Origin of the sequence: Streptococcus pluranimalium, assembly GCF_047785745.1 — a bacterium.
Classification (GTDB): Bacteria; Bacillota; Bacilli; order Lactobacillales; family Streptococcaceae; genus Streptococcus; species Streptococcus pluranimalium_B.
The window spans coordinates 1-8,736 of the sequence record NZ_JBLOJT010000077.1 but is presented as its reverse complement, the minus strand read 5'-3'; the positions used below and the strand labels follow the sequence as shown (position 1 = coordinate 8,736).

General features: G+C 36.5%; 14 protein-coding genes. 5 read left to right on the top strand and 9 right to left on the bottom strand.

Translation table 11 applies throughout. From position 1 onward, the window contains the following. Positions 1 to 62 precede the first annotated feature (62 nt). Complete coding sequence (locus ACMZ6U_RS07880; RefSeq protein WP_416107705.1) at positions 63 to 911, bottom strand: aldo/keto reductase; 849 nt, start codon at positions 909 to 911, stop codon at positions 63 to 65. A gap of 340 nt (positions 912 to 1,251) precedes the next feature. Here ACMZ6U_RS07880 and ACMZ6U_RS07875 point away from each other — a divergent pair, with 340 nt between their 5' ends. The 4 genes from ACMZ6U_RS07875 (at position 1,252) to ACMZ6U_RS07860 (ending at position 3,411) form a co-directional block, all read left to right on the top strand. Continuing rightward, entirely contained in the window at positions 1,252 to 1,767 is a 516-nt protein-coding gene (locus tag ACMZ6U_RS07875; protein ID WP_416107703.1) for an RNA polymerase sigma factor, read from the top strand. Beyond that, the gene (locus ACMZ6U_RS07870) at positions 1,745 to 2,716 is read left to right on the top strand and encodes an anti sigma factor C-terminal domain-containing protein (protein WP_416107701.1); all 972 of its coding nucleotides are present in this window, start codon (positions 1,745 to 1,747) and stop codon (positions 2,714 to 2,716) included. Before ACMZ6U_RS07875 ends, ACMZ6U_RS07870 begins: the two co-directional genes overlap by 23 nt. Before the next feature lie 29 nt (positions 2,717 to 2,745). Then, positions 2,746 to 3,045, top strand: coding sequence for a DUF4298 domain-containing protein (locus tag ACMZ6U_RS07865; RefSeq protein ID WP_416107699.1), 300 nt, complete (start codon positions 2,746 to 2,748; stop codon positions 3,043 to 3,045). A 210-nt stretch (positions 3,046 to 3,255) separates the two neighbouring features. Beyond that, positions 3,256 to 3,411 (top strand): hypothetical protein, encoded by a 156-nt coding sequence (locus ACMZ6U_RS07860; RefSeq protein WP_416107697.1) that lies wholly within the window; start codon positions 3,256 to 3,258, stop codon positions 3,409 to 3,411. Between the two features lie 178 nt (positions 3,412 to 3,589). Here the strand turns inward: ACMZ6U_RS07860 and ACMZ6U_RS07855 are convergent, their stop codons facing one another. The 7 genes from ACMZ6U_RS07855 to ACMZ6U_RS07825 form a co-directional block, all read right to left on the bottom strand. After that, positions 3,590 to 4,636 (bottom strand): LLM class flavin-dependent oxidoreductase, encoded by a 1,047-nt coding sequence (locus tag ACMZ6U_RS07855; RefSeq protein WP_416107695.1) that lies wholly within the window; start codon positions 4,634 to 4,636, stop codon positions 3,590 to 3,592. 437 nt (positions 4,637 to 5,073) lie between these two features. Beyond that, complete coding sequence (locus tag ACMZ6U_RS07850) at positions 5,074 to 5,490, bottom strand: hypothetical protein (RefSeq protein WP_416107693.1); 417 nt, start codon at positions 5,488 to 5,490, stop codon at positions 5,074 to 5,076. 63 nt (positions 5,491 to 5,553) lie between these two features. Further along, positions 5,554 to 5,847, bottom strand: coding sequence for a bacteriocin immunity protein (locus tag ACMZ6U_RS07845; RefSeq protein ID WP_416107691.1), 294 nt, complete (start codon positions 5,845 to 5,847; stop codon positions 5,554 to 5,556). Positions 5,848 to 5,860: 13 nt separating this feature from the next. After that, a complete protein-coding gene (locus tag ACMZ6U_RS07840) occupies positions 5,861 to 6,172 on the bottom strand; it encodes a role in replication (protein WP_416107690.1) in 312 nt (103 codons plus the stop codon). Between the two features lie 14 nt (positions 6,173 to 6,186). After that, positions 6,187 to 6,495, bottom strand: a complete 309-nt coding sequence (locus ACMZ6U_RS07835) for a bacteriocin immunity protein (protein ID WP_416107688.1) — start codon at positions 6,493 to 6,495, stop codon at positions 6,187 to 6,189. A gap of 239 nt (positions 6,496 to 6,734) precedes the next feature. Further along, a complete protein-coding gene (locus ACMZ6U_RS07830) occupies positions 6,735 to 7,031 on the bottom strand; it encodes a bacteriocin immunity protein (RefSeq protein WP_416107686.1) in 297 nt (98 codons plus the stop codon). Positions 7,032 to 7,276: 245 nt separating this feature from the next. Next, the gene (locus tag ACMZ6U_RS07825; protein ID WP_416107684.1) at positions 7,277 to 7,480 is read right to left on the bottom strand and encodes a hypothetical protein; all 204 of its coding nucleotides are present in this window, start codon (positions 7,478 to 7,480) and stop codon (positions 7,277 to 7,279) included. A gap of 507 nt (positions 7,481 to 7,987) precedes the next feature. Here ACMZ6U_RS07825 and ACMZ6U_RS07820 point away from each other — a divergent pair. Further along, complete coding sequence (locus ACMZ6U_RS07820) at positions 7,988 to 8,290, top strand: hypothetical protein (RefSeq protein WP_160544349.1); 303 nt, start codon at positions 7,988 to 7,990, stop codon at positions 8,288 to 8,290. A gap of 251 nt (positions 8,291 to 8,541) precedes the next feature. Here the strand turns inward: ACMZ6U_RS07820 and ACMZ6U_RS07815 are convergent. Continuing rightward, positions 8,542 to 8,736 (bottom strand): type II CAAX prenyl endopeptidase Rce1 family protein (locus ACMZ6U_RS07815; protein ID WP_416107682.1); only part of this gene is annotated, 195 nt, incomplete at its 5' end.

The window sequence follows — 8,736 nt, the reverse complement described above, 5'->3', positions numbered from 1 at the left end:
CTAGAATAGCAGGTATACCGCCATTCTGATAGCGAGACTGTGAAAAATTCCAAGCCTAGCTTTTAATCATATTCATGATAGTCATGGGGATTTTGCCCTTCAACACGACCTGCTTCACCCTTGTCGAGAGAAAAAATAGTTGTCATATCTTCATCACTGAGTTCAAAATCAAAAATAGCTGCATTCTCACGTTGATGTGTTGACTGGGATGCTTTAACAACATTAATAACACCGCGCTGATAGTTCCAACGTAAAATGACCTGCGTCGTTGATTTGCCATATTTTTTGGCTAAGGTTTCCAAAGCTCCATCTTCCTTGACATTACTAATGTGGCGCCCTGTCGGACTCCAAGCTTCGGAGTGAATCCCCAATTCTTGATGGTAGGCATGAAGGTGTTCATTATTAAAGTAGGGTGACATTTCAATCTGATTAACAGCTGGTACGACACCTGTTGCTTCAATGATTTTATCCAAATGTTCTTTTTCAAAATTCGAAACCCCGATGGTCTTAACCAAACCAAGTTTCTGTGCGTCAACAAGCGCTTGCCAAGCCTCCACATAAAGACCATCCTTAGGATTGGGCCAATGAATGATATACTCATCCAGATAAGTCAGTCCAAGGCGAGCCAACTGCTCTTGAATACTCATCAGAGCATCATCATACTGATGAAACATACCTGGTAATTTAGATGTTATCACGAATTCAGAACGTGGAATCCCAGATTCACGAATAGCTTGACCAACAATCCCTTCGTTGTGATAATTGGTCGAAGTATCGATGGAACGATAGCCATTGTTGATAGCTTCCATAATTGCCAGTTTACCGACTTGCCCTTTGATATGTACAGTGCCAAACTTGATAACAGGCACTTCTCGTCCGTCTCTAAGCCTTACTTTTGGAATTTGTGTCATGACATTTCTCCTTTTGATAATGATACCTCTAGTATAACAAATTAAAACTATATTTTTAAACTAAAAAATATATAGTTTAAAAACATTGAAATAACTGGTATAGAAAGACTTTATCATATAAAATGATATTAATAATCTGTATTCGTGAAAGAAAACTTCTGAAATAGTCTATAATTTGGGACGTCATTGAGACCGAAGATTGAAGGAAGACTATTGTATCCCTCCAAAAATCTAACAATAAACTGGCTAAAACCAGGTCTAACATAAAACATTTACTTATCAATAAAAATCCAAGTGTAACCTTTTTTATTCTCATTCGTTATATTAGTGAAAGAAGGAGGTGAGAACCATCAAGCTTGACGCTTATGAAGCAGAAATTGTCGGATTTGCTAATGAAATCGTCTTTTATTTAACAAAATCTGGTGTAGCCATAGAAGATGCTAAAGATGTCACCCAAGACGTTTTAGTGCAGATGCTAGAAAGTGATCTTATATTATCACATGAGAAAGTCAGAGCTTGGATGTATCGAGTAGCTGTCAGAAAATATATCGATCGCTTTCGACGTCATCAGAATTATCTAGATATCTTACAAAAAGAATTTTTTAAAACCGAAAATGTTATCGAGAAAAATCCCAGTGATTTTAATCCCCTGTATGAGGCTATGATAACCTTACCTGAACAGTATCGTATCATTATCGACCTCTTTTATTTTCAAGATTTCTCTATTAAAGAAATTTGCCATATCTTATCTCTCTCCGAGAGCAAGGTTAAAGTAACCCTCATGCGAGGCCGTCGAAAACTAAAACAACAATTAGAAATGGAAGGATATTATTATGAAGACTTCAATGGACTTTGAAACAATTGCTAAAAAGAGCAAACGTAAACAACTTTGGAAAACGGTTACTCTCAGTATTATCGGGGCCTTAGCATTAGGTGTCGTGATTGCAAAAGGGATGACTGAATTGACCAGTTACCACGGCAATCGTGTTAAAGATGACTATCTCCTTCGTTCCCAAATCGCCTATCCAAATGTGCAATATAAAAGTTGGTATTTTAACCCAACCTCCACAACTACTGGAAACTTCACCTCTGATCGTTTTAAAAATATTAATGGTATTACCGTCCCTTATGAGACTTACGAGGCCAACTATTCTATGTGGCGTAATGGTGATACAACTGAGGCAGACTGGATTTTTCAAGAATCGGATGGCAGTCCTGCTTATACCATGAAAGAAAATTACAAATCCCCAATGTTTTATAACACTAACTTTAGGAGTGAGGGTAAAAACCATAAGGTTGCTAAAGAAATAGATATAGCTAAGGACATGCAAGGACAGGCAATTGAGGTGGCTATCACCTTTGATAAGCCCTATACGTATAAAGAATTAGCTCAGAAACTTCCTAAAAACCTCATGCTTAACTGGCTCTGGATCGGAACATCTAGCAATTTTGACGTTTCTACTTTGCCGCCTTCCGATCAACTCGGTCTATTTGCCAATAATTCCTTATCGCAAGAAGATCTAAACTTCTTTAGCACTAACTTAAACAAGGCAATCAAAGATGGTATATTTGCGAAAACTTACGGTACAACAACTGAAGGTAAGTCTTCTTCTCATTTCAACCTAGAAACAGATGCTAAAGATTATCTCAAAAATAATAAAAATATCGATAAAGCCACTTTTAAAGGTGCTATTTTAACAGGTCGTGCTGAACATTTTGCCCAACTAGCCTCTGAAGATTGGATTTTTGCCAGCAGTATTGGACAATCGGTCACAATCCAACCCTACCACCAACTAAGCAAATAAAGTTGAGTTTTTAAAGAAAGTAAATTCAAATGATTACAAATGCTGACCAAAACTTCCAATTGCTGGAAGATAAATATCATGACATGAAACGACTCATTGAATCCCTATCCACTAGTCTAAAAGCATTTGAAGACCACTACTCTGACTATCTTATCCTAAGACATTTCTATGGTAGTGAAGAATGGTACCAAGCCATTGAGCAGCACGATAAAGCTCAGCTAAAAGCTGATATTTTAAGTGAAGATTTGCTCTATGATCTTATCGTAGAACACAATCAATTAATTGAACGGTTCTTAGATTTGACAGCTAAGATGTATAAACATCTGTAAGGTCATTAATTCCCAAAAATGACACATCAGCAAACTTAAAAATGAAATATTTCTCAACCTAAACTTGATTAAATCACTATTTTGGAGACATATCGTTTTAGGTATTCTAACACTTCAATCCAAATAACATCTTCCTTTATGTCTTCTGAAGTAGCTTACGGTTGAGTTTTTGTCTTATTGTCTATCAAGAATTGACTAAGGAGGTTCATTATGGCTAAAAAAGTTTTGTACTTTTCCATTGCGGTTGCTATTGTTTGTCTGGTGTTGATGTTTCTATATGCTTGGTTAAACCCCGATGATTTTCCCTTTGGACCGGTATTCGGTTTAGGCCTAACACTTCCTATCATGTTGGTCTCTCCATTGTGATGATCATCATTCAAAACATCCGAAAAGCTTCGAAAAATAACTAAAAATTCAAAAGCTATCAGCCGCCAGCTCAAATTGGCGGTTTTCTTGTTTTTATCTCCGAAAAAGCTGACTTAAAGCCATAATAAAAAACACTAGCTCCCTCACTAATGAGTGAGAGAGCTAATATTTTTTGTACTTAACGCTCTTTAAAGTAATCTCTAACAATGGGAGCTACTTCTTCTCCATACAGACGAATAGCTTCTAATACATCTTCGTGTGGCATAGAGCCAATCGGCAAATGAAGCATAAAACGGTCAAGTTCAAGCGCTTCAATTAAACCGATGATTTTTGCTGCCACATGTTCTGGATCCCCCACAAACATCGCCCCGTCAGGACCGACTTGTTGCAGATAGCTCTCATAGGTCATTGATGACCAGTGAGGACGGTCTTTTCCGATATTATCTGTTTCTGTTTTAGTTGGATAATAATAGTTATCAATGGCTGATTGGTTATCTTTTTCAAGCCATCCCCAAGAGTGCGCAGCAACTTTCATCTGACTTAAATCATGTCCATGTCGACTGCCAATCTCGCGGTAAATAGCTGCTAGCTGCCCAAAGGCTTTAAGATTGCCACCAATTGTCGCATAAGCGATTGGTAAACCTTTTTCTGCAATTTTGACGGTAGAATCAAGATTCCCACCTGTTGCTACCCAAACGGGAAAATCTTCTTGTGTTGCACGGGGATATACTGGCTTATTATCAACGGATTGAGTATGTTTACCTGACCAGGTCAAGTTGGTATTGTCACGAATCTGAAGAAGCATGTCTAGTTTTTCATCAAATAACTCATCGTAATCACGCAAATCATAACCAAACAAAGGGAAAGACTCGATAAAGGAACCACGCCCTGCCATAATCTCCGCACGGCCATTTGATATAGCATCAATGGTCGCAAACTGCTGATAGACACGGATAGGGTCATTAGATGATAAAATCGTCACTGCACTTGACAAGCGAATTTTCTTAGTATTGACTGCACCGGCTGCTAAAACAATTTCTGGTGCAGAAACTGCAAAATCTTCACGGTGATGTTCCCCAATAGCATAGACGTCCAAACCTACTTTATCAGCCAGTTCTATTTCTTCGATAAGATTGCGAATACGCTGACTATGACTTAACAATTCTCCTGTTTTTTCCAATGGTGTTGTCTCTCCGAAAGTTGTGATGCCTAGTTCAATGGTCATTCAGTTTACCTCTATTTTTGATTTTAGCATTATTTTATTACTAATTAGTTATATTATCAAGAAAAAAGATTGATTAAGCCTAACTTAACTCCACTGTGCTAGTTAAGCTCAACCATAACCTGCGTCTAAAGCTCCTAATTATCTTAGCTAGACAATCCTGCTAGCAGACAAACGAGCCCTTTCATTGCTATCTGAAATAACTCAATAAGACTTTTTTTGAATCCAATCATTTCAAAAGTAGACTGTTTCGCTCCGAACTTGGAAAGAAAGCATTAAAGAATAAGCATTTTTCCGATTGTTACTAGAAGCTCGCATGATACCTAATTTTTCCAGATCAGAAAGAATTACTTTCTAGACCGTTTTTTCAATTCTCATACCATTAACTAACCATAGCAACAAAAGCGCTAGGTTGCAGACCAAGCACGGCAAAACAACGACTACTCCCCTTCTTGATAATCGTCATCACGGTCGTAATCAAATTTAAGGGGAACATTCATGAGACTTCTGATTACTCCAAAATTGATAAACAACAATGCATAATGGCTTAGAAAATAAATACTGAAGGACCATTCTGGTGATATCAATGCATAGACGATCGTCAAAATGATTAGAGCTATAAATGCCCACTTACTCTGGGTCAAATAATGACCAAACATGATTACTTCTTCTTTTAATGCTAGTTTTTCACCTCGAGTTGGCAGGCAAACCAAAAAAATAATCATATTCAAAAAGAGCATGATAAATTCCATAAACAGGATTCGCCAAAGACTTTGTTCAAAACAGTAACCCAAAATCAAAGTAATCAAACTGTTAATAGCTATAGCACATAACACTTCTTTTGTCCGATGTGACATTTTTTCTTCCTTCATAGACTGCGACTTCATTCCAGAGATGAAGGTGATATTACAGTGGACCCGCTAATGACTGGGATGAGCTAGTTGCCCACGTTTAAGGCTGGGATATTTACTCAACCATACCCCAAAATCAACAACCGACTTGGGTGCCTCATAACGATGACTCATTAGATAAATGGACAGTGACTGACTTAATTGCGCCGCAAGGGTCACTACCTCACGATCTGTTTTGGCTTCATCTAGTGCAACGACACCTTTGTCAAATAATGACTTTAAGTCACTATTCCTCTTCACCTGATAATCACTCAAGACTGTCATCAACTCAGTTGTTAATTCCGATTTTAATTTGCTAACCATTATTACCTCATCTTTAAACAATATCGTATTCTTTTTGAAACGTTTTTTCCGAAACCACCCGATGATTACTGACATCAAGATAATCTCCTGGATAAGCTAAGACATACATCCCATAGCCACCAAATCCACCTGCCATTGTTCCAACAGCGCCTGTTTTAGCATTTTCAAGGGCAGAAGGTTGTAAGGCAGCCATTAGAATTCTCACATGGTCATCAACCCAGACCATAATATTTTTATCAAATGCTTCTTGAACCCAGTCTGGATAAGGTGCAATACGATTAACTTGCCAAACCACAACAGGTTCATTGCGATATAAAACTGTCATCTGAAACCTCCCAATTATTTACCAAGTCCCCACATACCAATACTCATCAATCCTCTAGCAAGGTTGGACTTTTTTTCACCATCATAAGCAATTTCTCGATAAAATGTCGCCACATTTGGAGACAATTTTTCCCCGTTTTTCAGACCTTTCACGGATAACTGGCGCAACGATTCTGCAAGCTTTATAACACTACGACTGTCATCTGAACCTTGCTCCAAATCAGCCTTAAAGGCCACTAAACTATCTCTTTCATCTTGACTGACTGTTGGGTCTAAAATGAGATTATAAGCTTTTGTTAACAATTGTTCTCGATTATTTATCATTACTAAATCCCCTAAATACAAGTCTTCGCAATAAGTATATCATCTGTCGCTAATATTGTTCAAATAAAATCCTAAACGGTCGTTTATCAGTCCCAAACGGTACCCCTAAGGCACCCTATCACAGCGCTGTCAAAATGACAGCAAAATCCTCTCACAAAAAAGATTGGACCATTACGTTACATTACCTGTTCAGTTGATTAGATGTCTGGTTGCTTCCCTTTCATACGTCAAGTCCGCTACTAGAAACCGTAGCGAATGTGCGATAAATCTCGGATTTTCTTAAGTGTTTCTGCCTGACTATCTGTCAACGAAATCCGATTATCCTTAATCACCTTAGAAACAGCAAGATTGAAACGACTTAAGATAAACGGCGTTGATGCCTTCCCAAGTTTAAGTTCTTCTTTAAAATGCACCAGTACTTCTTCTAGTGGCTTCTTATTTGAATCATCTTTCAAATCAATTAGTAACTCTTCAATAAGAAATGAAGCATCCACTTTTCGCTCTTTTCCACCTGAAAACCATTTTAATTTTCCCATGATAGCATCCTCCAAATTTTAGTTATACCAAGTCTATCATATCTTTAACCAAACCAATCCTATAAATCCTAAACGGTCGGTTTAATGTTGTGAATGGTAAGAAAAAGATTATTTTGTGGTCAGTCCAATTGTTTAAACTAAAAAAATCAAGATAACTCATTCATAGTCATCCTGATTCACCGTAATTTTCCACTTATGAAAGATTATATGAGACCTATCTAACCAATCTGGACATTGTCCCTAATCTATTTTATTGGTACAATATAACGATTTTGATTTGGATATAGAAGGAATATAACACTATTTATTAACAGCATTGCCATTGGTATAGCATCCTCTCCTAAGATAAAAAGAGGAACAATTACTAGAGCTGAGGTAATTGCCCCTAAAAGAGCTATTTTCTTTTGTTGATTGAAAAAGCCATAGTTTGCTTTATAACGTTTTAACATAACATAAGCCCATACAACAACTAATATATGTAAAGTTGTCAATAACAAGAAATAAACTGTTAAATCACTCGTGTCATCAACAATCGTTTAAAAAAATAAATAAAAGACTATCAAATCAATAACCAAGCACAACACAAATCCACATCGAAGAAGACGTTTTAGTTTATCCATATTTTCCTTCATAAGTATTATAATTTTCTGTTTAGCTAGGAAACATTACCCCAAGAACTCCTCCAGCCCCAGCACATCCTAAAATTACTCCTGGTTGGACGACTACTCCAGTTTGAGCACAAAGCATTGCTCCAAATTTATTAGATGTCAACAGAAATCCTCCTGTACATCAGAAAATAAGGCTATTTTACTTTTTTGATCAAAAATTTTTCTAAATACCTAAACAGTTGTGTTTGCTGAGAATGGTCACAGAGAGAGCACCAGAAACGAGACTTGTCTTTCGCCCAGTCATGAAAATATTGATTTTCTTCTTAAAATATTAATGTGAGCTCTGTCATGCCTTATAAAATTAATCAAGGACAAAAAACGGGCGGTGCTGGATTCGAAGCACTCTTTGGAAAACATTTAGGAGCTGGCTTCTTAAGCGAATTTTTTATCAGTCCAGCTATTTGCTTTGTTGTTGGCCAAATCCAACAACTAGGGGCTGCTATTGAACAAACTTTTCCTACGGAAATTGCCTCCAATTGCGATATACTAATTTCTTTTTTTGATAATTTTTTCATTTCTTTACCTTTTCTATATATTTATAATAGCAAATTGATCCAACAATTGTCGTTGATAAAATTAATAATTCTCTAAACCATACGGTTAAGGGATACACTTCTGAAACGACTTTTACAGTCAATACTGAAACTCTATATATTATGAATAGAATGATTAAAGATTTTAAATTTTTCATTTTTAAATACCGTTTGTTATAACTAAACTTTGAAACAAAACCATTGTTTTGGATTTTGTTGACAACTTTAGGAAATAATATAATCCATTTCTTAACATCTATTATCAAAAAAACATCCAAATTATTTCTAGCTTAGATGAAAACATCATATTTACTTAACCGCTATATTTATCAAATCAAAGTAAACAAAGCCGTTCCATAGTATATGAGCTAGTGTTGAAAAATAGATATTTTTGCTAAAACGATAGATTAAGGCATACAAAGCACCAGGAATAGCATATATCCAAAACGCCTGAAAATCACCAGCTGCTATTATGTGACTAGCAGCAAATGCGAACGCTGATAA

Coding starts and splice junctions, on each gene's coding strand:
- ACMZ6U_RS07880 (WP_416107705.1), bottom strand. CDS start 911: ATGACACAAATTCCAAAAGTAAGGCTTAGAGACGGACGAGAAGTGCCT.
- ACMZ6U_RS07860 (WP_416107697.1), top strand. CDS start 3,256: ATGGCTAAAAAAGTTTTGTACTTTTCCATTGCGGTTGCTATTGTTTGT.
- ACMZ6U_RS07855 (WP_416107695.1), bottom strand. CDS start 4,636: ATGACCATTGAACTAGGCATCACAACTTTCGGAGAGACAACACCATTG.
- ACMZ6U_RS07865 (WP_416107699.1), top strand. CDS start 2,746: ATGATTACAAATGCTGACCAAAACTTCCAATTGCTGGAAGATAAATAT.
- ACMZ6U_RS07870 (WP_416107701.1), top strand. CDS start 1,745: ATGAAGACTTCAATGGACTTTGAAACAATTGCTAAAAAGAGCAAACGT.
- ACMZ6U_RS07835 (WP_416107688.1), bottom strand. CDS start 6,495: ATGATAAATAATCGAGAACAATTGTTAACAAAAGCTTATAATCTCATT.
- ACMZ6U_RS07825 (WP_416107684.1), bottom strand. CDS start 7,480: ATGTTAAAACGTTATAAAGCAAACTATGGCTTTTTCAATCAACAAAAG.
- ACMZ6U_RS07845 (WP_416107691.1), bottom strand. CDS start 5,847: ATGGTTAGCAAATTAAAATCGGAATTAACAACTGAGTTGATGACAGTC.
- ACMZ6U_RS07820 (WP_160544349.1), top strand. CDS start 7,988: ATGCCTTATAAAATTAATCAAGGACAAAAAACGGGCGGTGCTGGATTC.
- ACMZ6U_RS07830 (WP_416107686.1), bottom strand. CDS start 7,031: ATGGGAAAATTAAAATGGTTTTCAGGTGGAAAAGAGCGAAAAGTGGAT.
- ACMZ6U_RS07850 (WP_416107693.1), bottom strand. CDS start 5,490: ATGTCACATCGGACAAAAGAAGTGTTATGTGCTATAGCTATTAACAGT.
- ACMZ6U_RS07840 (WP_416107690.1), bottom strand. CDS start 6,172: ATGACAGTTTTATATCGCAATGAACCTGTTGTGGTTTGGCAAGTTAAT.